A 25,898-nucleotide genomic window follows, 5' to 3' on the forward strand; every position below is an offset into this window, starting at 1 on the left:
TGAGCGGTCGTCCGCGGACCCCGTGGTTCGAGCCGTCGCTCAGCTCATCGACCGCCCCCCAACAGCCCCGCCCGTGCCCACCGGGCTGCGTGACGCCCGGGGGACGACCCCCGGACCCCCGGCCGACCCGGGGCGCGCCGCCCCGTCACAGGACCCCCGCCGCCCGTGCCCACCTGTACTTCGCGCCGAGGGCGGCCACCGGCTTCTCGGTCGTGTACGGGTACGCCACGACTCCCCGCTCGAAGAGGTACTGGCAGGCCTCCTCCACCTCGACGTCGCCCGCGAGGGAGGCCACCACCGGCTTCTCGACGCCCCGTTCCCGGAACTCGGCCACCACCCGCGCGGTGAGCTCGGCGAAGACCATCGGGGGAGTGACGATGGTGTGCCAGTAGCCGAGGACGAGCGCGTGGATGCGCGGGTCCTCCAGACCCAGCCGGATCGTCGCCTCGTACGTCGACGGAGGCTCGCCGCCGGTGATGTCGACCGGGTTGCCGGCCGCCCCGAACGGCGGGATGAAGGCGCGGAACGACGCGTCCAGGTCCGGCGGGATCTCCATCAGGTGCAGCCCGTTGTCCGTCACCGCGTCCGACAGCAGGACACCGCTGCCGCCGGCGCCGGTGATGATCACGACGTTGTCGCCCTGCGGAGCCGGCAGCACCGGCAACGCGCGCGCGTACTCCAGCATCTCGTTCAGCCCCGGCGCCCGGATGACACCGGCCTGCTTCAGAATGTCCTCGTACACGGCGTCGTCGCCCGCGAGCGCGCCCGTGTGCGAGCCGGCCGCCTTCGCCCCGGCCGCCGTGCGGCCCGCCTTCAGGACCACCACCGGCTTCTTCGGGACGGTCGCCCGCGCGGCCTCCACGAAGGCCCGCCCGTCCTTCAGGTCCTCCAGGTGCATGGCGATGCACTCGGTGTGCGGGTCCTCGCCGAACCAGGTCAGCAGGTCGTCCTCGTCCAGGTCCGACTTGTTGCCGAGCCCGACGATCGCCGACACACCCGTCTTCGTGGTGCGCGCGAAGCCCAGGATGGCCATCCCGATCCCGCCGGACTGCGAGGTGAGCGCCACCCCGCCCTTGACGTCGTACGGCGTGCAGAACGTGGCGCAGAGGTCCTGCCAGGTCGAGTAGTAGCCGTAGATGTTCGGCCCGAGCAGCCGGATGCCGTGCCGCTCGGCGATCGCCACGATCTCGTCCTGGAGTTCGTGCTCACCGGTCTCGGCGAAGCCGGAGGGGATCAGTACGGCGTTGGGGATGCCCTTGCGACCCACCTCCTCCAGCGCCGCGGCCACGAACTTGGCGGGGATCGCGAAGACCGCCACATCCACCTCACCGGGAACGTCCGTGACACTCTTGTACGCCTTGCGGCCCAGAATGTCATCGGCCCTGGGGTTCACCGGATGGATCTCGCCGGCGAACCCTCCGTCGACGAGGTTGCGCATCACCGAGTTGCCGATCTTGCCCTGCTCGTTGGAGGCCCCGACCACGGCGACCGACGCGGGCTGCATCAGCCGGCGCATCGACGTGAGGATCTCCTCGCGCGTGTACCTGCGCCTCGGCTTCGGCACCGACTCCGCGAGGATCACCCGGATGTCCGCCGCGACCGCGCCCTGCGGTGTCGCGATCACCGGGTTGAGGTCCACCTCGGCGATCTCGGGGAAGTCCGCGACCAGTTGGGAGACCCGGCGGATCTGCTCGGCGATCGCCCACCGGTCCACGGCCGCCGCCCCGCGCACCCCGCGCAGGACCTCCGCCGCGCGGATCGAGTCCAGCATGGAGAGCGCCTCGTCCGCGTCGACCGGCGCGAGCCGGAAGGTGACGTCCTTGAGGACCTCCACCAGCACCCCGCCGAGCCCGAACGCGACGACCTTCCCGAACGTCGGGTCGGTCACCGCGCCGACGATGACCTCCTGCCCCTTCGGCAGCAGCTCCTGCACCTGGACGCCCTCGATACGGGCGTCCGGCGCGTACGCGCGCGCGTTGTCGACGATGGTGTGGAACGCGGCCCGGACATCGGCCGCGCCCTCCACTCCGACGATCACACCGCCCGCGTCGGTCTTGTGCAGGATCTCCGGCGACACGATCTTCATCACCACCGGCCCGCCGAAGCGCGCCGCGTACGACACCGCCTCGTCGACGTCCCGCGCCAGTTCCTCGCCGGGTACGGCGATCCCGTAGGCGTCGGCGATCACCTTGCCCTCGGGGGCGGTCAGCGCGCTCCGGCCCTCGGCCCGTACGGCGTCGAGGAGTCCACGCACCCGTGAGCCCCGGTCTTCGGCCATCAATCAGATCACTCCGTTCGACTTGAGCAGGCGCAGTTCCTCGTCGCCGAGGCCCAGCTCGCCGACGTAGACCTCTTCGTTGTGCTCGCCGAGCAAGGGGGAACTGGTCACGTCGACGGGGGAGTCGGACAGCTTCAGCGGGCTGCCGACGGTCACGAAGTCGCCGCGCTCGGGGTGCGGGACGGTGACGACCATCTCGTTGGAGACCAGCGACTCGTCCTCGATGATCTCCTTGGTGGAGAGGATCGGCCCGCACGGGATGTTGTGGGCGTTGAGCCGCTCCAGCACCTCCCACTTGGGCAGGGTGGACGACCACTCCTCGATCAGCTGGAACATCTTGTTGAGCTTGGGCAGGCGGGCCTCCGGGGTCGCCCACTCGGGGTCGTCCGCGAGTTCGGGCCGGCCGATCAGCTCGCTCATCGGCCGCCAGCCGACGGGCTGCACGATGACGTACACGTAGTCGTTCGGGCCGCCCGGAGCGCACTTCACGGCCCAGCCGGGCTGACCGCCGCCGGAGGCGTTCCCGGACCTGGGAACCTCGTCGCCGAAGTCCTCGTTGGGATATTCACGGAGCGGGCCATGGGCCAGCCGCTGCTGGTCCCTCAGCTTCACCCGGCAGAGGTTGAGGACGGCGTGCTGCATGGCCACGTTGACCCGCTGGCCGCGCCCGGTGCTCTCCCGCTGGTAGAGCGCCGCGAGGATCCCCGCCACGGCGTGGATGCCCGTGCCCGAGTCCCCGATCTGGGCCCCCGTCGCCAGCGGCGGTCCGTCCTCGAAGCCGGTGGTCGCCATGGACCCGCCCATGGCCTGGGCCACGACCTCGTACGCCTTGAAGTTGGTGTACGGACCGTCCCCGAACCCCTTGATGGAGGCATAGACGATCCGCGGATTGATCTCCTGGATGCGGTCCCAGGTGAAACCCATGCGGTCGACCGCGCCCGGGCCGAAGTTCTCGACCATGACGTCGGAGCGCCGGATCAGCTCGGTGAGGATCTCCTTGCCGCGCTCGGTCTTGGTGTTGAGGGTGATGCTGCGCTTGTTGCAGTTGAGCATCGTGAAGTAGAGGGAGTCGACGTCCGGGAGGTCGCGCAGCTGTTTGCGCGTGATGTCCCCGGTCGGCGCCTCCAGTTTCACCACGTCCGCGCCGAGCCAGGCGAGCAGTTGGGTGGCGGACGGGCCGGACTGGACGTGCGTCATGTCGAGGACGCGGATGCCTTCGAGAGCCTTGGTCATGCCGAGGTCACCTCACTTGTACATCGTCTGGTTCATGGTTCCGGGGGCGTACGCGTCCGGGTCGACCCAGACGTTGATGAGCGACGGCTTGCCGGACTCCCGGGCGCGCCGGAGCGCGGGGCCGATGTCGGCGGGGTCGCGGACCTCCTCGCCGTAACCGCCGAGCATCTGGGCGAACTTGTCGTAGTGCACGTCGCCGAGGGTGTTGCCGATCCGCTCGCGTTCCTCGCCGTACTTGGCCTTCTGGCCGTAACGGATCTGGTTCATGGAGGAGTTGTTGCCGATGATGCCGACGAAGGGGAGGTCGTAGCGGACGAGGGTCTCGAAGTCCCAGCCGGTGAGGGAGAAGGCGCCGTCGCCGAAGAGGGCCACCACCTCCTTGTCGGGCCGCGCCTTCTTGGCGGCGAGCACGAAGGGGACGCCGACACCGAGCGTGCCGAGGGGGCCCGGGTCCATCCAGTGCCCGGGTGACTTGGGCTGCACGACCTGACCGGAGAAGGTGACGATGTCGCCGCCGTCGCCGATGTAGACGGAGTCCTCGGTGAGGAAGTCGTTGATCTCGCTGACCAGGCGGTAGGGGTGGATGGGCGAGGCGTCGGACCTCAGGCTGGGCAGCCGCTTCTCGATGGCGGTCTGCTCGGCGGCCCGCAGTTCGTCGAGCCACTCCTTGCGCTTCGACGCGCCCCCGTTGATGCGCCCGGACGCCGCCTCGGTCACCGACTTCAGCACCAGACCCGCGTCGCCGACGATCCCGAGGTCGATGTCGCGGTTCTTGCCGACGGTGCGGTAGTCGAGGTCGATCTGCACGACGGTCGCGTCCTGCGACAGTCGCTTGCCGTAGCCCATGCGGAAGTCGAAGGGCGTACCGACGATGACGATGACGTCGGCGCCTGAGAAGGCGTACCGGCGGGAGAGCTGGAAGTGGTGCGGGTCGCCCGGTGGCAGGGTGCCACGGCCTGCGCCGTTCATGTAGGCCGGGATGTTGAGGGTGCGCACCAGCTCGATCGCGGACTCGGTGCCGCGTGTGGTCCACACCTGGCTGCCCAGCAGGATCGCGGGCCTCTCGGCGTGCACCAGCAGGTCGGCGAGCTTCTCGATCGCCTCGGGGTCGCCGGCGGAGCGGGTGGAGGCACGGTAGGCGCCCGCCTTCGGTACGCGCGCCTTCTCCACGGGCACCTTGGCGTCGAGGACGTCGCGCGGGATCTCCAGGAAGGAGGGGCCCGGGGCGCCGTGGTAGCACTCGCGGAACGCCATCGACACCATGTCGGCGGCGCGGGCCGTGTCCGGCACGGTCGCCGCGAACTTGGTGATGGGCGTCATCATGTCGACGTGCGGCAGGTCCTGGAGGGACCCCATCTTGTGCTGGGTGTGCGCGCCCTGACCGCCGATCAGCAGCATCGGGGACTCCGCGCGGAAGGCGTTGGCGACGCCGGTCACGGCGTCGGTCGTACCGGGGCCGGCGGTGACGACCGCGCAGCCGGGCTTGCCGGTGATCCGGGCGTAACCGTCGGCGGCGTGTGCGGCGACCTGCTCGTGGCGGACGTCGACGACCTCGATGCCCTCGTCGACGCAGCCGTCGTAGATGTCGATGATGTGGCCGCCGCACAGGGTGTAGATGACCTCCACACCCTCGGCCTTGAGTGCCTTGGCGACGAGGTGACCACCGGAGATGAGGTCCTGGCTGTTGCCGTCGGGCATGGCGAAGTCCTGTCCCTTCGTAGGGGTTGGAACGCTCTCGCGGTTGATTGCATACAGTCGACGAATACTGTATGAAGCTTGTTATCCCGCATCCGGTGGGTGGTGTCCAGGGGGCGTGCGGCACTTTTGAGTCAGGAGCCGGAATGGACCTGTTCGAACACCAGGCAAGGGAACTCTTCGAGCGACACGGCATCTCGGTGCCGAGGGCGGAGGTCACCGACTCGCCCGAGGAGGCGCGCGACATCGCCCGCCGACTCGGCGGACGCGCCGTCGTCAAGGCCCAGGTGAAGACCGGCGGGCGCGGCAAGGCGGGCGGGGTCAAGCTCGCCGCCGACCCCGCCGCCACCGAACTGACCGCACGGCAGATCCTCGGCATGGACATCAAGGGCCACACCGTCCGCACGGTGATGATCGCCGAACCCGTCGCGATCGAGAGCGAGTTCTACGTCTCCTACGTCCTCGACCGTGCCGTCGGCCGCTTCCTCGCGATCGCCTCGGCCGAGGGCGGCATGGACATCGAGGAGGTGGCGGCGACCAGGCCGGAAGCCGTGGCCCGGATCCCGATCGACCCCGCCGAGGGCGTCACCTCCGCGAAGGCGTCCGAGATCGCCGAAGCGGCCGGTCTGCCGCAGCAGACCGTCGACGTCCTGATGCGGCTCTGGGAGGTGCTGACCCGCGAGGACGCCCTCCTCGTCGAGGTCAACCCCCTCGTCCGCACCGAACAGGGCCGCATCCTCGCCCTCGACGGCAAGGTCACCCTCGACGACAACGCGAGCTTCCGGCAGACCCGCCTGGGCGACGAGGGCTTCGCGCACGAGGACCCGCTGGAGGCGGCGGCCGCCGCCAGGGGCCTCAACTACGTGAAACTGGACGGGGAGGTCGGTGTCATCGGCAACGGCGCCGGACTCGTCATGTCCACCCTCGACGTGGTCGCGGGCTGCGGCGCGCGCCCCGCCAACTTCCTCGACATCGGCGGCGGCGCCTCCGCCCGGATCATGGCCGACGGCCTCTCCGTCGTCCTCTCCGACCCGGACGTGAAGTCCGTCCTCGTCAACGTCTTCGGCGGGATCACCGCCTGCGACGCGGTCGCCGACGGCATTGTCCAGGCCCTGGACAGCGTCCAGTTGACCAAACCGCTCGTCGTCCGGCTCGACGGCAACAGCGCCGTACGCGGCCGGGCGATCCTCGACGGCCGCGACCATCCGCTCGTCCACCAGGCCACCACCATGGACGGCGCCGCGCGCCGCGCCGCCGACCTCGCCCACGCGAACTGAGGAGCCGGACATGGCCATCTACCTCACCGAGGAGAGCAAGGTCCTCGTCCAGGGCATGACCGGCGGCGAGGGCATGAAGCACACCCGCCGCATGCTCGCGGCCGGCACGAACGTCGTCGGCGGCGTCAACCCCCGCAAGGCCGGGCGCACCGTCGACTTCGACGAGCGTGCCGTCCCCGTCTTCGGCTCGGTCGCCGAGGGCATCGAGGTCACCGGCGCCGACGTCACCGTCGTCTTCGTCCCGCCCGCCTTCGCCAAGGCGGCCGTCGTCGAGGCCGCCGACGCCGGCATCGGCCTCGCCGTCGTCATCACCGAGGGCATCCCCGTCCACGACTCCGTCGCCTTCACCGCGTACGCGCGGGCCAGGGGCACCCGGATCGTCGGCCCCAACTGCCCCGGACTGATCACCCCGGGCCAGTCCGACGCCGGCATCATCCCCGCCGACATCGCCAAGCCGGGACGCCTCGGCCTGGTCTCCAAGTCCGGCACGCTCACCTACCAACTCATGTACGAACTCCGCGACATCGGCTTCTCCACCTGTGTCGGCATCGGCGGCGACCCCGTCGTCGGCACCACCCACATCGACTGCCTCGCCGCCTTCCAGGACGACCCCGACACCGAACTGATCGTCCTCATCGGCGAGATCGGCGGAGACGCCGAGGAACGCGCCGCCGCGTACATCCGCGACCACGTCACCAAGCCCGTCGTCGGCTACATCGCCGGATTCACCGCGCCCGAGGGCAAGACCATGGGCCACGCCGGCGCGATCGTCTCCGGCTCCTCCGGCACGGCACAGGCGAAGAAGGAGGCCCTGGAGGCGGTCGGCGTGCGGGTCGGCGGCACTCCCACCGAGACGGCCCGGCTGGTGCTCGCCGCCCTGGAGACCGAGGCCTGACCTCCCCCGCACCACACCCTGCCCGCCCGGCCCCGCACGGGGCCGGCGCACCTCCCGCCCCCGACTGTGCACCGAGAGCGGAGACACCCATGGCACCACCCACCCTCACCCCCGCCACCCTCACCCTGAAGTCCGGCACCGCCTGGACCGACGCCTGGCGGCGCTGTCTCGCCGTCGCCCCGGAGGCCTTCCGGGACGACCGGGTCCTCAACCTCTGGAACGGCTCCTGGCACGCCGACGGCCGGACCCTGCCCGCCACCAGCCCCGTGGACGGCAGCCCCGTCGCGGGCCCGCCCCGCCTGGACGGCGCCACCGCGCACCACGCCGTCCGGGCCTCCCTCGACCAGCACCGCGCCTGGCGCCACGTCCCCCTCGCCGAACGCCGCGCCCGGGTCGCCGCCACCCTCGACGCCCTCACCCGGCACCGCGAACTGCTCGCCCTGCTCCTCGTCTGGGAGATCGGCAAGCCCTGGCGGCTCGCGCAGGCCGACGTGGACCGGGCCATCGACGGCGTCCGCTGGTACGTCGACGGCATCGAACCCATGGTCGAAGGGCGCGTCCCCCTCGACGGCCCGGTGTCCAACATCGCCAGCTGGAACTACCCGATGAGCGTGCTCGTCCACGCGATGCTGGTCCAGGCGCTGGCGGGCAACGCCGTCATCGCCAAGACCCCGACCGACGGCGGCGTCGCCTGCCTCACCCTCGCCGCCGCGCTCGCCGCCCGTGAGGGCATCCCCGTCACCCTCGTCAGCGGCAGCGGACGCGAGCTGTCCGAGGCGCTGGTCCGCGCCCCCGAGATCGGCTGTGTCTCCTTCGTCGGCGGCCGCGACACCGGTGCCGCCGTGGCCACCGCCGTCGCCGACCTCGGCAAACGCCACGTCCTGGAGCAGGAGGGCCTGAACACCTGGGGCATCTGGAACCACACCGACTGGGACACCCTCACCGCTGTCATCCCGAAACTCTTCGACTACGGCAAACAGCGCTGCACGGCCTATCCGCGCTTCGTCGTCCAGCGCGAGCTGTTCGACGAGTTCCTCGCGGCGTACCTCCCGGCGGTCCGCACCCTCCGGGTCGGCCACCCGCTGGCCGTGGAGCACCCGGACGACCCCTGCCCGACGCTGGACTTCGGTCCCGTCATCAACGCGGCCAAGGCCAAGGAACTCACCGACCAGGTCGCCGAGGCCGTCGACCGGGGCGCCGTCCCGCTGCACCGGGGCCGGCTCGCCGACGCGCGCTTCCTGCCCGGCCAGGACACCGCCGCGTACGTCCAGCCCGTCACCCTCCTCGACCCGCCGCCGTCCTCGCCGCTCCACCACGCGGAACCCTTCGGCCCGGTCGACACGATCGTCCTGGTCGACACCGAGGCCGAGCTGCTCGCCGCCATGAACGCCTCGAACGGCGCGCTCGTCGCCACCCTCTCCACCGACGACCGGGCGACGTACGAGCGGCTCGCACCCCAGATCCGGGCGTTCAAGGTCGGCCACGGCAGGCCCCGCTCGCGCGGCGACCGCGACGAGCTGTTCGGCGGCTTCGGTGCCTCCTGGCGGGGCGCCTTCGTCGGCGGCGACCTGCTCGTCAAGGCCGTCACCCACGGCCCGGCGGGGGAGCGGCTGCCGGGCAACTTCCCCGAGTACCACCTCATGCCCTCCGCCGCCTGACCCGGCCGGATCGTGACGGTCCGATCACCCGAGGTGAGGTCGTGCGGGCCCCGCTCGCCGGGGCCCGCACGACCCCGCCCAGGGCCCGGATATGCAGGTGAAAGGCACCCTGAAACCTTGGTATTGTTGTCCATGTCGCCGCGGGGAACACCCCCGGCCGGGCGACAGACACCTGGTCCGGGTGGCGGAATGGCAGACGCGCTAGCTTGAGGTGCTAGTGCCCTTTATCGGGCGTGGGGGTTCAAGTCCCCCCTCGGACACCAAAGCGGTCACGTTTGAACCCCGGTCCCGGTTGGGTCCGGGGTTCGTCGTATCGGCGGGAAGTGGGCCGTTCGGGCGTTCTATGGCGTCCTTGGGCCGCACCAGCTCCAGATTGGCGCGTTGCGCGCCGGTGGACCGCCCCCGACCCTTACCGGGGCGGGAACGGTTTTCGATCTTCGTGCCTTCGCCGCCCTGCGCCTCTGTCAGCTGCGCAAGATCAGGGGCGAGGAGGTGGGCGAAGCCTTGAGTGAGGTCTGCGCCCTGCACCTGGTCGTCAATGATCCAGAAGCGGGCGAAGACGGCTTGGTTGAGCTGTCGGCGTACGTCGGGCGGAGCGCTGAGGTACAGCCGATGCGCGTTGGCGCAGAGCAGTAGTGCCTCCTCGACCACCTTCATGACAGCCTCGATCTCGGTCGAGCACTGGTCGATGATCTGCTGTGCCTGGGCAAGCTCGCGGGTGATGCGCTCCTGCTCTGACTTCAGGTGTTCGAGCGAGATGGCGTCGGCGTACCGCATCTCGATCAGCTTGAGCTGTTGGTTTTGCAGCGTTTTCCTGCGCTTCTCCTGTCTGTCGAGTTCGACTCGGTTGCTGTGCTGTCGGCCGACAAGCGCGGCCATGACCTGCTCACGGATCGCTGCGATGCGAGTCTCGGACAACTGGATGCGAGACCAGTAGTCCGCGACGGCCACCTCGACGTCAGCAATCAGCATCGTTGACTGTGTGCAGTCCTCCTTCTTGGCTCGGCCGAGGCAGTAGAAGTACGGGTAGACCGTGCCCCAGCGGTTACGAGCGTTCATGACACCGAACCGACCACGGCACGTGCCGCAGAAGATCGAACCCTTGAGGTAGTGCGGGTGCTTCTGGACCTTTTCCCGCGCCGCAGCGCGAGCGGTCCGAACGGCTTGCACCTGCTCAAAGGTCACAGTGTCGATGAGGGCCGGATGCCGGCCGTCATACCAGATGCCCTCATACCTCACGAAGCCCGTGTAGTAGCGATTGACGAGCATCTTGTCGATGTGCTGGTAGCGCAGCGGGCGTTCCGGGAGCTTCTTCGTAGCCGGGATACGCAGCCCTTTACGGTTGAGTGCGTCGGTGAGCTGGCGCATAGTCCAGTTCCCGGTGGCGTAGGCGCTGAACATCCACTGGATGAGCGGTGCCCGTTCTGGATCGACGGCGACGGTCCGAATCTCCCGCCCGTCGATGCGTTCCCGGACGTTGCGGTAGCCGAGCGGTGCGTGCCCCGGCGTGCCGCCGGACTTGGCCTTCTGTCGCATGCCCTTCTTGGCCTCGCTGGCCAGGTTGGCGGAGTAGAACTCGGCAATACTCGCCATGATCCCGTGCAGGAGCTTGCCCGAGGGCGTCTCGTCGATGTTCTCCTTGGAGGAGACGAACTGCGCTCCGGCCTTGCGAACGGCCATGTTGATGAGCACGTCGTCTTCCCGGTTGCGGGCGAGCCGGTCAACCTTGTCCACGATGACGTAGCTGATGACGCCGAGTTCGTGGATGAAGCGCAGCATTGCTTGGAGTTCGGGACGGTCGGCAGTCTTGGCAGACTCAGCCGCGTCTACGAACTCGGCCACAATGACCGCGCCGAGCTGTTCGGCCTTCTTCTGGTTGGCTTCGCGTTGGGCCGCGATGGACAGGCCTTCTTCGTCGTAGCCTGTCTCGGTCTGCGCCTTGGTCGAGACGCGGAGGTAGCTGACGGCGAACTTGGTGTCTTCGGGGAAAGGTTGTGTCAGGTCGAGGAGTATGCGCATAGCGCCATCCCTTCGTGGTTGCTCGATGGGCTGAGATGAGCGGGTTCAAGACCGGCTCCTTTCGGGTTGTCGAAACAGGGAGGGAGCGCATCCGGCGGGTTGGAGGGCCGCGTTCTCGGCGCTTGTGTTGACGCGTCATGACGCAAACTCCAGGTCCGAGTTTTTGACGGCAACGCTGACGGCGACGCACCCGAGCTTCCAAGCTCGGCTGTGTGCTCGTACCACCTGATTTATAGAGGTGATTCGGCTTTTTACGGTGTGCTGGATGGGCCTTTTAAGCCGCGTGTCCTGGGTTCGAGTCCCAGTGGGCCCTCCAGAGAGAACTTCACCAATCAGGTGGAGTTTTTTCTTTGTTGACGGCAGACTTTGACGGCTACTCGTTTGATCTTCCGTGAACTGCTCTTCAAACAGATGTCGCTCCACTTTTTCTAGTGCCACCTGCTTATTTCTTAGGCTCACGTGCTGATAGATGCGCGTTGTTGACGTACTGCTATGTCCGAGTACAGCTTGAGTATCGCGCTCTGGCACGTTGAGGTCCTTTTGGGTCGTGCCGTTAGTGTGTCGCAACTCGTGCAGCTTTATGCGGCGGATTCCGTGCTTGTCGATGATTCGATGGAATGATCGGTAGAGGTTGCGTGGCTCAACGGGACTTCCGGTCCGAGTGGTGAAAACCAGCTCGTCGTCTGCGCCTGCTCCTAGCCATTCGGGGCCAGCCGCAGATCGGGCGATTCCTTGCTTGAGCCTCTGTTGCAGCAATACCTTGCGTGCCGTTTCCAAGAGCGGTTCATCTCGTTCGCTCGATTCAGTCTTTAGCTCAACCTGCTGGAGGCTTCCACCAATCCGCTGCACCTGCTGCCTAATGTGCAGAACGCCATGGTCGAAATCGACATCACTCCACCTGATTCCCAGCACCTCGCCTCGGCGTAGTCCATAAAGCACGGACAGTACGAAAGCGTGGTACAGAGGGTCTGGCTGTGCTGCGCGGAGAAACTCGATGACTTCCAGAGCTGTCCAGAACTGCCCTTCCTTTGGTTTATATCGCGGCATCTCTGCTAGTCGGGCTACGTTGCGAAGCAGTAGTTCTTGTCTCATGGCGTGTGTTAGGGCGGCGCTGAGGACTTTCTGCGCTTGATAGACAGTGTTTCGTGTAGCGCCTTCGGCGAGAAGCTTCTTGTAAAAGTCTTCCACCATTCGTACCGAGATCTGGTGTAGTGATTTCTTGCCGAGACCAGGTTTTAGGTGGAGGCGAACCACGATTTCGTATCGCTTGTGGGTGTTCGGTCGCCGTTCGGCGTTCACGGCGCGGTCAAGCCAGTAGTCCAGGTACTCGGCCAGCTTCCAGTTGCGGTCGGGTAGGGGCACGCCTTGCCGTACCTGCGCGAGCGCTGTTGTTAGCTTTTCGTGTGCTTCTTTACGAGTCTTGCCGTATACGCGAAGGCGCTTAACGTTTCCGCTGATCGTTCCTAGATAGGCTGCGCCCTCCCACCTGCCGTCTTTCCGCTTATAGATGCTCCCTTCGCCGTTCCCGTTTCGCCGCGTCATTACGTAGTCGCCTCAATGGTTAGCTTCTCGACCAGGGCGCGAATGGCGCTGCGGGGAATCAGGCGACGACTACGCAACTTGATGCTGGCGAGTTGGCGAGAGTGGATGTACTGGTAGAGAGTCCACTTGCTGACGCGAAGCTCGGCGCAGGCCTCCGCTACGGTGAGCAGTTCATCGGAATTCTCGGTCGCAGTGCGGAAGTAGGTTGTTAGATAGCTTTTGATCATAGACATTCCTCCTTAAAGTGTTGTTGGGCAAACGTCGGGTCGCATTACCGGAGCCTTGCGAAAGTAATTGCGGACGGGGCGGCTCAACCCGTGCAAACTGATGTGACGCGTTCGTGGTTCGCTGAGCCGCAGTTCGCGAAGACGAATCGTCATTGCAGCCTCGGAAACATGGAATTTGGCTGCGAGCGCCGCCGGACTCTGAATGCCGCTAGCCCAGGCTCGTTTGAGCCAGTTACGTGGCATTAAGAGACAGGCCGCGAAGTAGTCGCAGATTTGTTCAGTGATGTGATGTCGTTCCTTATCCGTCGCTCCGAGTCCGCTGTAGATTTCCTTAATGAATGGATGGTCAAGAACGTGCTTGAACTCGTGGCTCAGTGTGAAGCGGCGACGGGTCGGGCTGTCGTCGCGGTTGACGACGATGAGCCAGCGGCCCCGGCTCCACTGCGAGAATCCAGAGATTCCGCCAGTGTGCAGGTTCGGTTCAACCTTCACTTCAATACGCGGCAGGTCTGCGATAAGACCGACGTTCACGGCTGGCTCATGCTCGCCTAGAAGCTCAAGCAGCCGGGTGGCTTGACGCTCGGCAATGATTTTAGCTTCATGCTCTTCGAGCGGGCGCAGTGGCATGAGGGCACGAAGCTGTTTGATGATAGATGCGGGATGTTCGTTCATAGATTTCTTCCTTATTATTCCGGCGACATGTTGTCGTACTTATTGATGATGTTCTGAATTTCTTCAGCCGCCCTATTTAAAGATTCGCCCTTGAGTTTGTGCTTAGCTCGCAAGTAGGGCGCAACGTCGGGTAGTCCTTTGGGTGGCGTGACGCCGATGTAGCCGAACACGTCGGCCTCGTCCAGTTCCAGCACTCGTGCAAGTTGCTGAAGGTCTTCGGCCGCTGGATTCTCTACCTCGTCGTTGAGTATTCGCCTTATAGTTCTGAGCGGTACTCCACTGGCCGTCGCCAACTGCCTGAGGCTTAGCCCTGCATGTTGACGTCCTTGTTCTAGGTACTGGCCGAGTGTAGGACTCGACGACTCTTTTTCGGTCTCCATTTCTTTCTCCCCTTATGTAAATTACTATAATCCAAATGTGCCGAAAACGGCACAGTGGAATTGACAACAGCTATTCATTACGGCTTTGTTCTTCGGTCGATTCGCGGACTTGCCGCAATATCTCGCTCGCCCGGTCGCTACTGATATGGAGCTGCTTACGCAACTTGTCGCGCGTGATCGGCTTGCCGTGCTCGGCGCGGTGGGCGTCATCAGCCGCGCGGGCGGCCTCAAGGAGGTCGTCCCCGCCGGCCTCGGCTTCGTCCTGGTGCTCGTCCAACCCCGTACTGGGTGGCGTGGCTTCGTCCTCGTCGTCCTGGCCGTGCAGGACGGCCAGGTGCGAGAGCAGGCTGAGGACGGCGGGCGGTACGGCCCCGACGAGCACGACGATCGGCCACGTCACGGCGAGCACCTGGGCGGCGATCAAGTGCCAAGCGGCGTTGCCAACCAGCGACAGCCCGATAGCCCCGATCGCGTTCCACCGAGCGAACCGGCGGGCTGCCGCTGAGCCGGTTGCCTTGGACAGCCACACACGGGTGGCGGTCATGGCGTAGGCGTCGATCGTGAACGGCAAGAGCGGCGACAGCGCTTCCGGCCACCCAGTAGCGACCGCCAACGAGTGCAGCCCCGAGAAGCTACTGACAGCCGCCGCGCAGGCGGTGACGGTCATGCCGCCCACGACCCACCAGTCTCGCGGGCGGCTACTCATCGGCGGCCTCGCTGAGTTCCGCAGTGAGCCAGCCCACGGCCTCGTCATGCAGCACCACGACAAACAGCTCATCGGCGGGAGCGGGCAGCTTGCCGACGACACCCGCTATCACGTCGCGCCGTTCAAGAGTCGGCGCTGTCACCAGCACGCGCGGCACGACGTCACCGGGACCAAGCTGCCCCAGGCCAACGAAGTCGATGTACGCCAGGAACTTCCCGCGCAGGGTGGGCGCGGCCTCGGTGGCGAGATCGACCTCAAACCACCAGTGGTCGGTGAACTCGCCTGCGGAGATCGACAGGTAGGCGTCGGGCTTCATCCATCCGCCGGCCCCGTTCGGCCACCACGCGGCTGGCTCAGCCTGGAAGTCGTCGAGCGTGAAGCTCTCGGCTCGGGAGCGTTCGACCAGTTGCACGTACAGCTCGCTCGTCGCCAAGGTGTGCGCCACGAAGCGATCCCCGATCGGCCCCGGCCGCCGGATGCGCTCGTCGCCACGAGACAGGTTGCGGCGCAGACGGAGTAGGCGTTCTCCGGCGGTGTCCAGGGCGTAAGTGAGCTGACCCGAACCGCGGAGTCCGCCACCGATGCGCCGAGAAAGAGGCATGAGCGCCTGGGCGTCAACCAGTCGCTTGAGTACCCGCCAACGGACAACCGATCGGCTCTTGCCGGTCAGTTCCGCGAAGTGCAGCCGTTCAAGCTGGAGGCCAGTCGCCAGACGGAGCCGGTTGACCGTTTCCAAGATCGACCACTCGCGTTCGGTCAGCGTTTCGGCCAGCGCGACGACGAGCGCCGACCGGACACGACGTCCGGAGGACGGAGTGGGCGGGGAGGCGTGAGGCGTCATGGCGAGTCCTCCATGAAGAGGAGGAGGCATTTCGTTGGCGTTATTGGCGAAATCGGTTGTCGTGACATCGGAAGACGGGAAACGAGGTGCGAGGCGATGCCAACACCGAGACCAACAGCGCTCATTGCGCGGGCGCGGCTCATGACGAGCCTCCGCGCTTCGACCGGCCGATGCGTGCACCAGCCGGTGTCTCGATGCGGGAGCGCAACGCCGCTTCGACGTCCGCACGAGGTGTGCCGTAGCGCTGACGGCTTTGCTCAGCGAGCAAGGTCGGATCGTGAGTCGGTTCGCTGAGTGGGTGGGTGAGGCCGGTCGTCGGTGGACGAGTCTGGCCGTTGACGCTGGGCCGGATAGCAATCTCGTACGCCGGTAGGCCCGTAAGGTCGGCAGCGGTCAGCGCCGGGGCGAAGCGTTTTTCCAGTGCGCGGGCGTCGTCGTGGTCGAGCTGGAAGGCAACCTGAGAGCGGGCCGTACCGAGGACAGCGGCTTGCACCTGGCGGGGAAGTTGGTCGAGGTACTGATGGGCCAGCGTCAGCCCGAGGCCAAGCCCGCGCGCCTGGGCCAGCATGTCAGCCAGCTCGCCATCTGCGCCGAGCCGCAGCACGTCTTGGAACTCGTCCAGGTAGGCCCACGCCGGTCGGCGCTTCTCGACCGCGACGGCTGCGCGGGCCAAGGTGGTCTGCCACAACGCGGCCATGAGAAGCGACCCGAGCAGGTGCGCAGTTTCAGTGCCGACCGTGCCCTTGCTGAGGGCGACCAGCACGACGCTTCGCTTGGTGAACACGTCGGCCAGGTCGATGCCCTTGCTCTGGCCGAGCATCAGCCGCAGTGACGTGCGGGTGGTCAGGCTGCGCAGCTTGTTCATGCTGGGGCCAATCACCTGCGCGCGTTCGCCTTCACTCATCTGCTCGTAGGCCGACCAGAAGGAACGCACCGAGTCCGGGACGCTCGCCTGCGCCGTGACGAACTTGCGGAAGGTCGGGTTGAGTAGCAGCTCGGGAACTTCGGTCAGCGCGAAGGCCGAACCGTCGTGGGCACGAGTGTGGGTGAGCGTCAGCAGGCAGGTACGGAGCACGTCACTCGTCCTCGGTCCCCAGGACGAGCGCCAGAGTTCCGAGAAGACATGGACGACGTGATCGACAACCAGTTCCCGTTCGTGCTCGCTGCGACCTACTTGCAACACGTTGAAGCCGATCGGGAAGTCGGTGGCGGACGGGTCGAGGACGATCACGTCCTTCGTCCTGGTGTCGGGTACGCGGGCCAGGACCTCGGCCACGAGGTCGCTCTTGGGGTCCATGAGCAGCAGGCCGTCACCGCGCCCGATGTCCTGAAGCGCGGCGTTGGCGATGAGCGTGGACTTGCCGACGCCGGTCGGTCCGATCAGGTGCAGGTGACGTAGCCGGTCATCGGTACGCAGAGCCAACGGCCGGTCCTGAGCACCAGGGAAGTTGCTCGCCGCGAGCACCAGCCCGGAGCGCGCCATGTCCTGGGGTGGCGGCAACTGACGTGCGCGGCCGAGATCCAGGCCAGGAAGGTGGAGACTGCCGAGCGGAAAACCGAGCAGTCCGGCAACTTCGTGGGTGTTCAGGCGCATCGGCCAGACGGTCAGCGGCACGGCCCGCTTGTAGAAGCGTCCGGTCACAGTGGACAGCGGCAGCAACCGCGGGAGGACCGAGACGCCCGGAGCGTCCAGCACCTTCAAGGCGCTTGTCACGCGGGCCGACAGGCTCACGGCCCGAGCGCGTGAGGGTGCAGTCACGGCCACGCGAGCAACGGCGTTGAAGACCGGCGCAGCGTTCTTGGCGCGCACCGCACGGGCCAGCTCGCCCGTGTCCTCTTTACTGGGCAGGAAGACGCGACCGCCAGACAGCAACCACTGAACTCGCACCGATTCGCCATGCGCGAAGGAATGCAGGCCGGAGAGCAGGGAGGTGACAGCGGCCTCGGCGCGGTCGGCCGCCAACGGACGCTGTGAACTGCTCAGCTTGAACTCACTCGCCGCGCGCACCGCCGGCCTTGCCGCGAGGTAGTCAGGCGCAAGGTCGGCACGTACGCCGGGGAGTGCTGAGCGGAGCCGGGCCAGCGTGCTCGTCTCATGCGACCCGGACACGAGCAGGTAGAAGGCGATGCCCTGGCGGGAGGCTTCGATCTCGATGCCGACCGGCCAGTGTTGGGAGTCGGCGGCGACCGACGCTAGCCAGCCGCTGCCTGATCGGCGGTGAGGCCAGTCGGTAGCCGGAGCTGGTAGGCGACTAGCCGACGACGCCACGAGAGGGCGTCGAGCCAGCGTGCGCCGAGGATCAGGCCCAGGATCGTGAGGCCACCAACAGCTAGGAGAACGGCCAGCATCATGACGGCCGCTCCTGGTCAGATTCGACGGCCGGACGTGTGGCGGAATCGACTTCGGCGATCGCGCTCAGGCGGTGCAGGGCGAAGGCGATGAGAGCGTCAGCGAAGCGCGCAACGTCGAGTTGGGCGCGGCGTTCGCCAACGACACGGATCTTCTTTCGTGGTTTGTCCATAGGGAGCCTTTCCGTTGATTAGGGCTGCGAAAAGCAGCCGAGCTTGCGAAAACACGGATGCACTCCCTTCCTGTTGTTATGGAGCTGACTGGCGGCGCAGTCGAGCCGTAGAAATTACAGCCGCCACGCCGCCAGAGAGACGGCTGTCGATTCCGCAGCACTTGAGGTCGCAGTCAGCGACGACGAATGCCGCGAAAGATGAACCAGTAGATGACTCCCAGAGCTACCGCCGAGATCAGGATGGGGACGAGCGGCGCGAGCAGTTCGTAGGCTGCCCGCGCCACCCCGGCCACCAGGAGCACGAGCAGCAGCGCACCGAACACGCCGGTCAGGAGCTTGCTGAACTTTCCTGGGTGCATGGCTTGTCCCTATCGGTCGTAGGTTTCGAGGTCCAGCACGCGCAACTCCTCAAGGAGATGCCGGCGGCGGGACCGGTGACGAACTGTCGCCCCGTCCTCACTGAGGCGCAGCCTGCGCCAGGACTTCATGACGACCTGGTAGCGGCGGCCGTGGACACCTCGGTAGGGCTGGTAGCGGCTCACCTCGGCCCCCTCCTGCGAGCAACCAGGCGCTCGTCACGCTCCTCTTGCGTCAGGTTGTCCGGCTCGGCGTCGTCGTTGAACCACTTGCGCCACGCGGCCAAAGCGAGCAGGCGCATCACGACGGCCACCAGAATGAGTCCGTTGAGAGCGAGCAGCGTTTCGATCTGCTCCGGGGTGATCTGACCGTTCATGTCTGCTCCTCGGGATCAGCCCCGATGTCGGGAACGGCGGGCAGGTTGGCGGACGCGAGCTGGCGGGCGGCAATGCGCCGCCTGGCGGCTTCGCGCTCTTTGGTCGCCTCGTTGTCCTCGCGGATGACAGCCATGACCGGCGGCACGGTCAGGAACGCGAGTGTCACCAGCGCGAGCGCGACCAGGGTGTAGTAGTCGGTGAGCGTCATTGGTTGATCCCTTTCCGCAGGTGGTATTGCTGGGCGAGTTGGTTCATTTGGTTCTGGGCGTCGTCGTAGGCGACTTCTTGGCGCTGCAAGGACTGCCGGGCCTGTGCTCGAACCTGCCGGAGTCCCAGCCAGGCGCAGAAGCGCGGCCATGCGAAACGCACGAGCAGCACCAGACCGAGCGCGAGCAGCAGCCACACCCAGAAGTTGACGACGAGCCAGTAGAGAGCGCTGCTGACGACGAGACAGAGAAGGAAGACGACGAGGAGCTGCATCACGGCTCCTCGGTCGTTCGAGGCGTATCAGCCGAGCGGAGGACGGTAGTCGCCCACTCGATCGCCGTGGCTTCCATCTCGGCCAGAAGGCCGCTGAGCTTGTCGTCCAGCGCCGCGACCCGTTCGTCAAGCAGCTCGGAGTTCATGTCGGCGTCCATTCAGTACCGCCGGTACATGGAGCGTTGCTCGCTCACGAGACACAGCACGAAGCCGACTTCGACCTCCATGAGGAGGTTGTTCAGGGTCTCGTCACCGCGGGCCAAGATGCGGCGCTGACGGTCGAGAGCCGTCAGGTTGCCCATGGCCTGCTCGGTGAAGGCTGCCAGGCCATCGCCCTTGGCGAGGCCGACGCTGGTTGCTCGCCGCACCGTGGCGAGGTCGCGGGCGAGCGCGCGGCCTCCCGGCGTGAGCATGGACGGCAGGTTGCTGCCGTAGGGGTCGAGTTGGGTCATGGCGGGTCCTCCCTGTCGCCGGGTGGAGAGGGAGGCGTTGGCTCCGAGGTGGCTCCGGCCCTGCGACACGGGAGACGCTGCCTGACCGGCCCAAATGTCCAACAGGTCAGAGCCGCTAGTCAGCATGGGCAGGCCGTATGTCCAGCTGGACAGCTATGCTCTGACCTCGTGGAACGTGCGGATATCTTGGCGAACCGGCTCAAGGAGCTGCGTGAGGGCCGCGGCTGGTTTGAGCCGTTTCCCTTGCTGCCCGACGACCCGCTGTGCCTCGCCCTCCACGTCCACAAGCGCCTGTCGGCTGATCGCCGCGAAGATGAGTTCAAGGGTCGCTTGAAGTACCTGATCGACAACCTGGACAGCGAGCGGGAGCGGGAGGCGCTGATCGTCGCGTACAACTTGCATCCGGACTACAAGAAGGGGCCCACCGGCACCGATCTGATCCTCAACGCACGCCGGAAGCGATACGCCGCTCGGCTCGGCATGAAGGACGACAGGACGGTGAGGCGTCGGGAAGATGCAGCCATTGAGAAACTGGCGCAAAAGCTAGCCCTTGAGCCCGCTGCGCCACCACTCGTCTTCGGAAGGCGCTTCACAAGGAAACCGCACAACGTCTACCTCTTTGACGGAAGGCCGATGGCCAAGTCTCACGCTCGACTGTTCGGCGCAGCTTTGGCGTTGTTGGTACTCGTAGTCATTCTTGCCGTGGTTATCTACATCGGTGCGGCAACGGGCTCGTTCTACATAATTAGCCCACCCAAATAGATGCTTTCCCAGTTAGAAACCTGAAGCCTCCTCATGTGGCGATTTGCCCGGACAAGGACTCAGGTTGCTGCCGACCTATTACTCCGGGTTGGCGGGCGGAGGGCGCGAGAAGCGCCGGACAGAGCGGTAGTCAGAGGTAGACCTCGACGCGACCACTCAGGTGATGGTCGTAGACGTAGCCGTTCACCTCGATGTTGAGCGTACGCCGGACGTTCCGGTTGAACTGCTCGTGCAGCCTTCGGTACATCGGAGACGTGTCCGCATCGACATTGCTCGGCAGGCCAGCGGCCTCACGCCATAGTTCGTCGTAGAAGGCTGCTGTGCTCACCAGCATCCACGCTGCCGCTTCTTGGGCATCCGTGATCGGGAGGTTGTGCGTCGGAGCCCGCCTGACGGACTTGGGCCAGATGATGTCAGGCTCACGTTCCCGTCCGAACTCGCTGAACCCCACGCCGATGCCGATCGCCCCAGCTCGGATGAGCTGTTGTGGCACAGCTCCTCGCAGAACCGCGACCGCGCGGGAAATCAGAGGCGTCACGGTGGGTTCGGTGAGGCCCCTATTGTCATTATCCATTTGCTTGTCTCACTCCCAGGGCGGACCATCCGCCCTCGCGTGAACCACAAGAAATTGTGATGCAGGCGAGAGCGAATGAAAGGCCGATGGAAAGTTCACAGAGGGCATTACTATTAATGACATAAACCGTGCAATTAGTCAATATTGGGCAACCCTCCTCACTTGCGCAACTGCGTGAGGATGTTGCTCAATTCCTCATACTCCCGAGTGCCAGTCAGCCTGCGCAGTTTCTCCCGATCCTGAGCATTACCGTGCCGCTGGACGTAGCGAGCCATCGGGAGCGCTGCCGAGAGCAGCGCCGATAGCAGGAAAACGACTCGGTCTTCTACCTGTCCCTTTGCCACAAGAACCCTCTCAACGAAAATGACAACGTAGCCTTACAGCTTTTCCAGCCCCTCGACCACTCGTCGTAGAAGCTCCACATCAACCGGCAGCGCCGGCGGGCGCGTGATGTCCGCAGCCTTCGGCCGGACTCGCTTCGGTAGGCCGTGCTCGGTCAGCTCGTACACCGGCGGCTTCAGCTCGCACCACACCACGCGGCCGACGTTGGTCGGGTAGGAGTCCCACCGGGAGCACAGCGACGTCACGGCGTCGGGCCACGCCGGCGGCTGGTCGTGGCGGTCGGCCACCTCGACAATGACGCCGTGCTCCAGCAGCACCAGGCGCACGCGGATCAGAGCGAGGTCGGTCAGCTCTACCCAGCGTGGGGAAGGGTCGGGCACGCCGGTCAGATTCACGGCTTGGTCGATCAGCTCGGAGAGTACGGCTTCGCCCCTGTCGCCCAGCTCGGTGCGTTGCCAGTTCGCCAGGGTGTAGCGGAGGAACATCGTGCCGACATTCGCCGCCGTGGCGGTGGCGGCCAACGTGAGATCGGCTATCGCCTTGGGCCTGGGCCGCTCAGTCATCGTCCGCGGGGCCGGGATGGTCGGCCTGTTCATCTGTTCCGGCCGTGAGCGCAGTTCGCCCGCTACCGCCGCCATCGACAACGCCTCCTTCAATGACCATTGCGGCCGTGCTATCTGGCAGATCGCCCAGCTCAACCACCAGGGCAGCAGCGTCCAACTCCAGCCGCTGCACCATGTGGGCCAGCAAGATCGGGTGAGTCGAGATGTGGTTCATGGACGGCACGACCACGTGGTGCGCCTCGGCGCGCTTGAGTTCTTCGGCCAGCTCGTTGAACGCCGCCTGTGATCCGTTCTGGCACTCGTAGAAGGTGGTGGCGTAGCTGAAGCCCTCGACCACCGCGAAGCGCCGCATCTGCTGCTCGATGTCGTCAAGCTCATCGTCCGATGCACCGTTGGCTACTCGCATGTAGCCGTAGATCAAGGGCTGAACGCCCGGTTCGGAAGCGGACACGGCTGTTCTCCGTACGCTTGATGAGCAGACCGGCAACGGGTTCGTACCTTCGGCGGGCGTCCAGGCGTCGCCGGTCTGCTCGGCTTCTTGGTGGTCGCGTCAGAGCGCGAGGTTGTTCTCTGCGAGCACTGCTCGCGCGCATGGGAAGGCGCAGCCGCAGACGGCACACAGGCCGTGATCGTTGGCGTGCTCGTTCAGCACAACGGTGGCCAGCTGGTGAAGCGCGTCGATCTCACGCTCAACGTCCGTCGCGATCATCGTCTGGACCATGCCCGCTCACCCCGCCGCCGGAGCGAAGAAGGTCAGCAGCCGGTCACGGATCAGTGCTGCGGACTGCTCGGGAGGTCGCTTGTTCACGTCCACCCGCAACACGTCGAAGTCCGCCTGAATCAACCGCTCGGTGGCCTGCCGGTAGAAGTGGGCCTCAGCGTGCGAGCTGCCCGGCGAGAGCTGGAAGCGATTGTGCGGGCCGCGCTCCTGGAGCCGTTCCGAGATGACCTCGGGGTCGGCTTCCAGGATGACGGCAAGGTCGGGCCGGTCAGCTTCGGCGTTGAGCCGCCAGAGGAACACCGGGTCGATGCCGTCGAAGCGCTGCATGACGAGACCTGACGGGATGTACCTGTCACTCAGGACGACGCGGCCGGCCTCGATGTTGGGCCGGACTTCTGCCTCAAGGTGGTGATAGCGGTCGGCCGCGTACAAGCAGGCAAGCGCGTGACCAGTGGTCGTCTCGGTCAGCTCCCGGCACAGTGCACCGATGGGGCCGTTGGACGGTTCGGCGGTGACGTGAACCTCTTCACCAGCGGCCACCAGGAGTTGCGCGAGGTGCTGGACGATCGTGGACTTCCCAGCACCGCTCGGTCCGTCGACGCTGACGAACAATCCTCGCTGGTGGTCAGAGAAGGGCCTGAGGCTCATCCGCGCCCCCTTCCGACTTCTGGCCAGTGGCCGCCAGCTCGATAGCGGTCATGGCCTCGGAGGTGAGGCTGATCTGTCGGGCTGCCAGGTTCTCGTGGAGGCGTGCGCTGGAACTGGTTCCGGGGATCGGCTTCACGACCGGGGACCGGTGCAGTAGCCACGCCAGTGCGAGTTGGGCAGGTGTCGCGCCGTACTCGGTGGCCAGCTCGCGAAGCACACCGTGAGGCTCTGCGAGCCGACCTGATGCCAGCGGGGCGTACGGCACGAATGAGATGCCGGTCGCCTCGCAGTGCCGGAGCACGTCTTCTGATGTCCGGTTAGGCACGTTGTACTTGTTCTGCACGGCCGCGACGTCAACGAGCTCGCTGGCCGTGCGGAGCTGTTCCAGGGTGACCTTGGACAGTCCGATACCGCCGATCTTTCCTTCGGCCTGCATGTCCCGCAGCACGCCGAGCTGGTCTTCCATGGGAACGGCAGGGTCGAAGCGGTGGAGGTAGTACAGGCTGATCTGTTCGACCTGGAGCCGCCGGAGACTCATCTCGACACACTGTCGCAGATAGTTCGGCTGGCCACAGGGTGACCACTGGTTCGGGCCTTGGCGGGTCATGCCGCCCTTGGTGGCGATGACCAAGCCGTCGGGGTAGGGAAGCAGCGCCTTGCGGATGTACTTCTCGGCGGTGAACGGGCCATAGGCGTCGGCGGTGTCGATGTGCGTCACGCCTGCGTCAACCGCATCGCGGAGCACCTGCATGGCCTGTTCCGGGTCGTCCGGCGCAGCCCAGTGGCCGGGGCCGGTGAGCTGCATGGAGCCGAAGCCGATGCGGCTGCTGCTAGAAGAGAACATCTTCGTCGATCTCCTTGGGAGGCTGGCCGCGCAGGACTTCCAAGCTGTGCGCCTTGGTGGCGAGCAGCACGAACAGGCGCGCGGCGACAAGCGCGTCATACGTCGCCCGGTGCGGGCTGAGGTCTTCCGGCAGGCCCTCGGCCAGGTTGAACGACTCGACCAACTCACCAAGCCGGTAGCTGTCCATGCCAGGCAACAGACGGCGGGCTAGCTTGAGCGTGTCGAACACCTCGGGCGATTCCCAGCCCGTGAGCTTGCGCTGAAGCACGCCCAGATCAACGTGAGCGTTGTGCGCGACGATCGCCGGATGGCTCAGAGCCAAGAGGACATCGACCTTGACCGCCTCGAACGTCGGGCAGTTGGCCACGTCCTTGTTGGACAACCCGTGAATGCGGGTGGCGAAGTACTTGATCGGGGCATCCGGCTTCACCAGCCAGCTCAGCGGCTCCCCGATGACCCCGCCGACGATCGGCACGGCGGCCAGCTCCACCAGGTCGGGCGGCTGCTGGCCGTTGCCCTCGACGTCCACGACCACGTATGTGAGGTCAGTCCAGTCAGCCATCTTGCTTGCCGTCCTTCCAGCCGATACCCGCTCGGCCATGCTGTCGTTCGACGTGTGGATGTCGCACGTCGTGTACCTGGAAGCCGAGCGCGTGTTGCAGGTAGTAGCGCGGCTGTTCGGTCTCCAGGCCGGACACCACGGCCGCCCGCTCGGTGATGTCCACGACCACAAGACCACGCGCCTCGGGCAGGGCGGTGGCGACCTCCCGTACCCGGTCGGCGGACGGCACGCGGTGCGCACCCCGGCAGAGTTCGAGCTGACTCAGCGGGCAGATGTCGCACAGCTCGGGGATGCCGTAGTGACCGTTGTAGTCCGGGAGTCCATGCGCATAGGCGACAGCGCAACTGGTCTTGCGGAACAACGGCGTGGTGTTGTCGAACGCGGCCAACACCCGCTGTTCCAGCGTCTCGGGCACGATCTTGCGGCGGGCGGTGTCGTCGTACGGCTCGGGCAGGCCGTTGGCCTTGTAGTAGTCCGCGATTTCGCCCCGGTAGAACAGGCCGGTGAACACCGTGGCGTCGGCGTACTGGGCCAGCCGGTAGGCCGCCTCCAGGTGTTCCGGGGAGTCGTTGAGACCGGGCACGAGCGGACGCCAGTAGAGAACTGTCCGATACCGGCGACGTGCCGGCCTGCTCATGAGCTTCAGCGAGTCAGCCGCCACAGACGACGGGTAGGGCTCCACGTCCTTGTTGTCGATGCCGCTGTACGTGAACAGCAACGTCACCTTGACGTGCTGGAGTTGGTTCAGCCGCTCGATGTCTTCCGGCTTCATCTGGTGGCGCGTGATGACGAGAACGTGGTTGGTCAGCCCGCGCTCGTCCAGGTCCTCCAGCACGGCCAGCGTGTGCGGACGGACGACCGGGAGGAACGGGTCAGTGGCCCGGTTGAACACCTGCACCGGGGTCACGTGCGGCTGGAAGTACCGGTGAGTGACCAGCTCCTCAACAGCCTGAGCGTCGGACATGAGCGCCCGCGGTACGCGCTGGTCCCACAGGCCATAGGTGTGCCGGATGCAGTACGCGCAGTCCAGCGGGCAGCCCTGGATGTGGTTCAGGCTCAGGCCGCTCTTGCGATACTCCACGACTTCGCGGGCACGATCGGGCAGCTTGTCGATCTGGTCCCTGCTGAGCAGGGCAACGCGGGTGGCCACTGGCTACTCCCAAGTCCCTTGCGGACGGACGCTGTTGATGCGTCCCTTCCGGCAGAGTAGGAAGGAAAGGCCGTGGTGAATAGAAAGTTTCTTGGTATTTCTCGAAATGCCACGAACGGGT

Annotated in this window: 30 protein-coding genes, 2 tRNA genes and 2 pseudogenes; 7 read left to right on the top strand and 27 right to left on the bottom strand. The window is 66.1% G+C overall.

The genetic code is table 11. From position 1 onward, the window contains the following. Nucleotides 1–145: 145 nt before the first annotated feature. Genes ACZ52C_RS14885 through ACZ52C_RS14895 form a run of 3 tightly spaced genes read right to left on the bottom strand, consistent with a single transcriptional unit; the run spans nt 146 to nt 5,209 of the window. Entirely contained in the window at nt 146–2,278 is a 2,133-nt protein-coding gene (locus tag ACZ52C_RS14885) for an acetate--CoA ligase family protein (protein WP_469075098.1), read from the bottom strand. Between the two features lie 3 nt (nt 2,279–2,281). Beyond that, a complete protein-coding gene (gene frc, locus ACZ52C_RS14890; RefSeq protein WP_469075099.1) occupies nt 2,282–3,511 on the bottom strand; it encodes a formyl-CoA transferase in 1,230 nt (409 codons plus the stop codon). Nucleotides 3,512–3,523: 12 nt separating this feature from the next. Continuing rightward, entirely contained in the window at nt 3,524–5,209 is a 1,686-nt protein-coding gene (locus ACZ52C_RS14895; RefSeq protein WP_469075100.1) for a thiamine pyrophosphate-binding protein, read from the bottom strand. Between the two features lie 143 nt (nt 5,210–5,352). Between ACZ52C_RS14895 and sucC the strand changes: the two genes are divergently transcribed. The 5 genes from sucC to ACZ52C_RS14920 all read left to right on the top strand — a co-directional run bounded on the left by sucC (nt 5,353) and on the right by ACZ52C_RS14920 (nt 10,014). Further along, nucleotides 5,353–6,483: an ADP-forming succinate--CoA ligase subunit beta gene (gene sucC / locus ACZ52C_RS14900; protein ID WP_469075101.1), complete on the top strand. Its 1,131-nt coding sequence runs from the start codon at nt 5,353–5,355 to the stop codon at nt 6,481–6,483. A 10-nt stretch (nt 6,484–6,493) separates the two neighbouring features. Continuing rightward, complete coding sequence (gene sucD, locus ACZ52C_RS14905) at nt 6,494–7,378, top strand: succinate--CoA ligase subunit alpha (RefSeq protein WP_469075102.1); 885 nt, start codon at nt 6,494–6,496, stop codon at nt 7,376–7,378. Nucleotides 7,379–7,467: 89 nt separating this feature from the next. Next, complete coding sequence (locus ACZ52C_RS14910) at nt 7,468–9,036, top strand: aldehyde dehydrogenase family protein (protein ID WP_469075103.1); 1,569 nt, start codon at nt 7,468–7,470, stop codon at nt 9,034–9,036. Nucleotides 9,037–9,211: 175 nt separating this feature from the next. After that, a tRNA-Leu gene (locus tag ACZ52C_RS14915) sits at nt 9,212–9,299 on the top strand. Between the two features lie 481 nt (nt 9,300–9,780). Beyond that, nucleotides 9,781–10,014 (top strand): hypothetical protein, encoded by a 234-nt coding sequence (locus ACZ52C_RS14920; protein WP_469075104.1) that lies wholly within the window; start codon nt 9,781–9,783, stop codon nt 10,012–10,014. 12 nt (nt 10,015–10,026) lie between these two features. On the opposite strand, the pseudogene ACZ52C_RS14925 reads toward ACZ52C_RS14920, so the two are convergent. Beyond that, nucleotides 10,027–11,055, bottom strand: a pseudogene (locus tag ACZ52C_RS14925) (recombinase family protein); the annotation flags it as partial. A 212-nt stretch (nt 11,056–11,267) separates the two neighbouring features. On the opposite strand from ACZ52C_RS14925, the gene ACZ52C_RS14930 reads away from it, so the two are divergent. Further along, a tRNA-Lys gene (locus ACZ52C_RS14930) sits at nt 11,268–11,371 on the top strand. A gap of 149 nt (nt 11,372–11,520) precedes the next feature. Here the strand turns inward: ACZ52C_RS14930 and ACZ52C_RS14935 are convergent. The 15 genes and pseudogenes from ACZ52C_RS14935 to ACZ52C_RS15005 form a co-directional block, all read right to left on the bottom strand. Further along, a pseudogene (locus ACZ52C_RS14935) lies at nt 11,521–12,597 on the bottom strand (tyrosine-type recombinase/integrase); the annotation flags it as partial. Next, on the bottom strand, nt 12,597–12,824 hold the full coding sequence (locus ACZ52C_RS14940) for a helix-turn-helix domain-containing protein (RefSeq protein WP_469075105.1): 228 nt from the start codon (nt 12,822–12,824) through the stop codon (nt 12,597–12,599). The gene ACZ52C_RS14940 and the pseudogene ACZ52C_RS14935, both read right to left, overlap by 1 nt. Before the next feature lie 12 nt (nt 12,825–12,836). Then, nucleotides 12,837–13,496 (bottom strand): ImmA/IrrE family metallo-endopeptidase, encoded by a 660-nt coding sequence (locus ACZ52C_RS14945; RefSeq protein WP_469075106.1) that lies wholly within the window; start codon nt 13,494–13,496, stop codon nt 12,837–12,839. A 14-nt stretch (nt 13,497–13,510) separates the two neighbouring features. Continuing rightward, the gene (locus ACZ52C_RS14950) at nt 13,511–13,876 is read right to left on the bottom strand and encodes a helix-turn-helix domain-containing protein (RefSeq protein ID WP_469075107.1); all 366 of its coding nucleotides are present in this window, start codon (nt 13,874–13,876) and stop codon (nt 13,511–13,513) included. A gap of 70 nt (nt 13,877–13,946) precedes the next feature. Continuing rightward, nucleotides 13,947–14,543, bottom strand: coding sequence for a DUF2637 domain-containing protein (locus ACZ52C_RS14955; RefSeq protein WP_469075108.1), 597 nt, complete (start codon nt 14,541–14,543; stop codon nt 13,947–13,949). Between the two features lie 31 nt (nt 14,544–14,574). Further along, a complete protein-coding gene (locus ACZ52C_RS14960; RefSeq protein ID WP_469075109.1) occupies nt 14,575–15,423 on the bottom strand; it encodes a replication-relaxation family protein in 849 nt (282 codons plus the stop codon). A 139-nt stretch (nt 15,424–15,562) separates the two neighbouring features. Beyond that, nucleotides 15,563–17,692 (bottom strand): type IV secretory system conjugative DNA transfer family protein, encoded by a 2,130-nt coding sequence (locus ACZ52C_RS14965; protein ID WP_469075110.1) that lies wholly within the window; start codon nt 17,690–17,692, stop codon nt 15,563–15,565. A 79-nt stretch (nt 17,693–17,771) separates the two neighbouring features. Next, nucleotides 17,772–17,945 carry a hypothetical protein gene (locus ACZ52C_RS14970; RefSeq protein WP_469075111.1) on the bottom strand — a complete coding sequence of 58 codons (174 nt, stop codon included), beginning with the start codon at nt 17,943–17,945 and terminating at the stop codon, nt 17,772–17,774. A 173-nt stretch (nt 17,946–18,118) separates the two neighbouring features. Continuing rightward, complete coding sequence (locus tag ACZ52C_RS14975) at nt 18,119–18,304, bottom strand: hypothetical protein (protein ID WP_469075112.1); 186 nt, start codon at nt 18,302–18,304, stop codon at nt 18,119–18,121. Nucleotides 18,305–18,313: 9 nt separating this feature from the next. Beyond that, nucleotides 18,314–18,487 (bottom strand): hypothetical protein, encoded by a 174-nt coding sequence (locus ACZ52C_RS14980; protein WP_469075113.1) that lies wholly within the window; start codon nt 18,485–18,487, stop codon nt 18,314–18,316. After that, complete coding sequence (locus tag ACZ52C_RS14985; protein ID WP_469075114.1) at nt 18,484–18,678, bottom strand: hypothetical protein; 195 nt, start codon at nt 18,676–18,678, stop codon at nt 18,484–18,486. The genes ACZ52C_RS14980 and ACZ52C_RS14985 overlap by 4 nt, the downstream gene beginning before the upstream one ends. Next, nucleotides 18,675–18,887 (bottom strand): hypothetical protein, encoded by a 213-nt coding sequence (locus ACZ52C_RS14990; RefSeq protein WP_469075115.1) that lies wholly within the window; start codon nt 18,885–18,887, stop codon nt 18,675–18,677. Before ACZ52C_RS14990 ends, ACZ52C_RS14985 begins: the two co-directional genes overlap by 4 nt. Beyond that, on the bottom strand, nt 18,884–19,159 hold the full coding sequence (locus ACZ52C_RS14995) for a hypothetical protein (RefSeq protein ID WP_469075116.1): 276 nt from the start codon (nt 19,157–19,159) through the stop codon (nt 18,884–18,886). Before ACZ52C_RS14995 ends, ACZ52C_RS14990 begins: the two co-directional genes overlap by 4 nt. Beyond that, nucleotides 19,159–19,305, bottom strand: a complete 147-nt coding sequence (locus ACZ52C_RS15000; RefSeq protein ID WP_469075117.1) for a hypothetical protein — start codon at nt 19,303–19,305, stop codon at nt 19,159–19,161. Before ACZ52C_RS15000 ends, ACZ52C_RS14995 begins: the two co-directional genes overlap by 1 nt. A 12-nt stretch (nt 19,306–19,317) precedes the next feature. Then, entirely contained in the window at nt 19,318–19,611 is a 294-nt protein-coding gene (locus ACZ52C_RS15005) for a hypothetical protein (protein WP_469075118.1), read from the bottom strand. A gap of 168 nt (nt 19,612–19,779) precedes the next feature. Here ACZ52C_RS15005 and ACZ52C_RS15010 point away from each other — a divergent pair, with 168 nt between their 5' ends. Further along, a complete protein-coding gene (locus tag ACZ52C_RS15010; protein WP_469075119.1) occupies nt 19,780–20,373 on the top strand; it encodes a hypothetical protein in 594 nt (197 codons plus the stop codon). Nucleotides 20,374–20,503: 130 nt separating this feature from the next. Here the strand turns inward: ACZ52C_RS15010 and ACZ52C_RS15015 are convergent, their stop codons facing one another. From ACZ52C_RS15015 to ACZ52C_RS15050, 8 genes are all read right to left on the bottom strand, one after another. Continuing rightward, nucleotides 20,504–20,866: a hypothetical protein gene (locus ACZ52C_RS15015; RefSeq protein ID WP_469075120.1), complete on the bottom strand. Its 363-nt coding sequence runs from the start codon at nt 20,864–20,866 to the stop codon at nt 20,504–20,506. A 458-nt stretch (nt 20,867–21,324) separates the two neighbouring features. Further along, the gene (locus ACZ52C_RS15020) at nt 21,325–21,810 is read right to left on the bottom strand and encodes an ATP-binding protein (RefSeq protein WP_469075121.1); all 486 of its coding nucleotides are present in this window, start codon (nt 21,808–21,810) and stop codon (nt 21,325–21,327) included. Between the two features lie 34 nt (nt 21,811–21,844). Further along, on the bottom strand, nt 21,845–22,303 hold the full coding sequence (locus ACZ52C_RS15025) for a recombinase family protein (protein WP_469075122.1): 459 nt from the start codon (nt 22,301–22,303) through the stop codon (nt 21,845–21,847). A 99-nt stretch (nt 22,304–22,402) separates the two neighbouring features. Further along, nucleotides 22,403–22,573, bottom strand: a complete 171-nt coding sequence (locus ACZ52C_RS15030) for a hypothetical protein (RefSeq protein WP_469075123.1) — start codon at nt 22,571–22,573, stop codon at nt 22,403–22,405. Nucleotides 22,574–22,579: 6 nt separating this feature from the next. After that, on the bottom strand, nt 22,580–23,221 hold the full coding sequence (gene tmk / locus ACZ52C_RS15035) for a dTMP kinase (RefSeq protein ID WP_469075124.1): 642 nt from the start codon (nt 23,219–23,221) through the stop codon (nt 22,580–22,582). Next, a complete protein-coding gene (locus ACZ52C_RS15040; RefSeq protein WP_469075125.1) occupies nt 23,199–24,065 on the bottom strand; it encodes an aldo/keto reductase in 867 nt (288 codons plus the stop codon). Before ACZ52C_RS15040 ends, tmk begins: the two co-directional genes overlap by 23 nt. Further along, a complete protein-coding gene (locus ACZ52C_RS15045; RefSeq protein ID WP_469075126.1) occupies nt 24,052–24,627 on the bottom strand; it encodes a 3'-5' exonuclease in 576 nt (191 codons plus the stop codon). The genes ACZ52C_RS15040 and ACZ52C_RS15045 overlap by 14 nt, the downstream gene beginning before the upstream one ends. Next, nucleotides 24,620–25,777 carry a radical SAM protein gene (locus tag ACZ52C_RS15050; RefSeq protein ID WP_469075127.1) on the bottom strand — a complete coding sequence of 386 codons (1,158 nt, stop codon included), beginning with the start codon at nt 25,775–25,777 and terminating at the stop codon, nt 24,620–24,622. The genes ACZ52C_RS15045 and ACZ52C_RS15050 overlap by 8 nt, the downstream gene beginning before the upstream one ends. Nucleotides 25,778–25,898 lie beyond the last annotated feature (121 nt).

The sequence above is a fragment of the Streptomyces sp. NPDC034049 genome, from assembly GCF_055575575.1.

Coding starts and splice junctions, on each gene's coding strand:
- ACZ52C_RS14885 (WP_469075098.1), bottom strand. CDS start 2,278: ATGGCCGAAGACCGGGGCTCACGGGTGCGTGGACTCCTCGACGCCGTA.
- frc (WP_469075099.1), bottom strand. CDS start 3,511: ATGACCAAGGCTCTCGAAGGCATCCGCGTCCTCGACATGACGCACGTC.
- ACZ52C_RS14895 (WP_469075100.1), bottom strand. CDS start 5,209: ATGCCCGACGGCAACAGCCAGGACCTCATCTCCGGTGGTCACCTCGTC.
- sucC (WP_469075101.1), top strand. CDS start 5,353: ATGGACCTGTTCGAACACCAGGCAAGGGAACTCTTCGAGCGACACGGC.
- sucD (WP_469075102.1), top strand. CDS start 6,494: ATGGCCATCTACCTCACCGAGGAGAGCAAGGTCCTCGTCCAGGGCATG.
- ACZ52C_RS14910 (WP_469075103.1), top strand. CDS start 7,468: ATGGCACCACCCACCCTCACCCCCGCCACCCTCACCCTGAAGTCCGGC.
- ACZ52C_RS14940 (WP_469075105.1), bottom strand. CDS start 12,824: ATGATCAAAAGCTATCTAACAACCTACTTCCGCACTGCGACCGAGAAT.
- ACZ52C_RS14945 (WP_469075106.1), bottom strand. CDS start 13,496: ATGAACGAACATCCCGCATCTATCATCAAACAGCTTCGTGCCCTCATG.
- ACZ52C_RS14950 (WP_469075107.1), bottom strand. CDS start 13,876: ATGGAGACCGAAAAAGAGTCGTCGAGTCCTACACTCGGCCAGTACCTA.
- ACZ52C_RS14955 (WP_469075108.1), bottom strand. CDS start 14,543: ATGACCGTCACCGCCTGCGCGGCGGCTGTCAGTAGCTTCTCGGGGCTG.
- ACZ52C_RS14960 (WP_469075109.1), bottom strand. CDS start 15,423: ATGACGCCTCACGCCTCCCCGCCCACTCCGTCCTCCGGACGTCGTGTC.
- ACZ52C_RS14970 (WP_469075111.1), bottom strand. CDS start 17,945: ATGGACAAACCACGAAAGAAGATCCGTGTCGTTGGCGAACGCCGCGCC.
- ACZ52C_RS14975 (WP_469075112.1), bottom strand. CDS start 18,304: ATGCACCCAGGAAAGTTCAGCAAGCTCCTGACCGGCGTGTTCGGTGCG.
- ACZ52C_RS14985 (WP_469075114.1), bottom strand. CDS start 18,678: ATGAACGGTCAGATCACCCCGGAGCAGATCGAAACGCTGCTCGCTCTC.
- ACZ52C_RS14990 (WP_469075115.1), bottom strand. CDS start 18,887: ATGACGCTCACCGACTACTACACCCTGGTCGCGCTCGCGCTGGTGACA.
- ACZ52C_RS14995 (WP_469075116.1), bottom strand. CDS start 19,159: ATGCAGCTCCTCGTCGTCTTCCTTCTCTGTCTCGTCGTCAGCAGCGCT.
- ACZ52C_RS15000 (WP_469075117.1), bottom strand. CDS start 19,305: ATGAACTCCGAGCTGCTTGACGAACGGGTCGCGGCGCTGGACGACAAG.
- ACZ52C_RS15005 (WP_469075118.1), bottom strand. CDS start 19,611: ATGACCCAACTCGACCCCTACGGCAGCAACCTGCCGTCCATGCTCACG.
- ACZ52C_RS15030 (WP_469075123.1), bottom strand. CDS start 22,573: ATGGTCCAGACGATGATCGCGACGGACGTTGAGCGTGAGATCGACGCG.
- tmk (WP_469075124.1), bottom strand. CDS start 23,221: ATGAGCCTCAGGCCCTTCTCTGACCACCAGCGAGGATTGTTCGTCAGC.
- ACZ52C_RS15040 (WP_469075125.1), bottom strand. CDS start 24,065: ATGTTCTCTTCTAGCAGCAGCCGCATCGGCTTCGGCTCCATGCAGCTC.
- ACZ52C_RS15045 (WP_469075126.1), bottom strand. CDS start 24,627: ATGGCTGACTGGACTGACCTCACATACGTGGTCGTGGACGTCGAGGGC.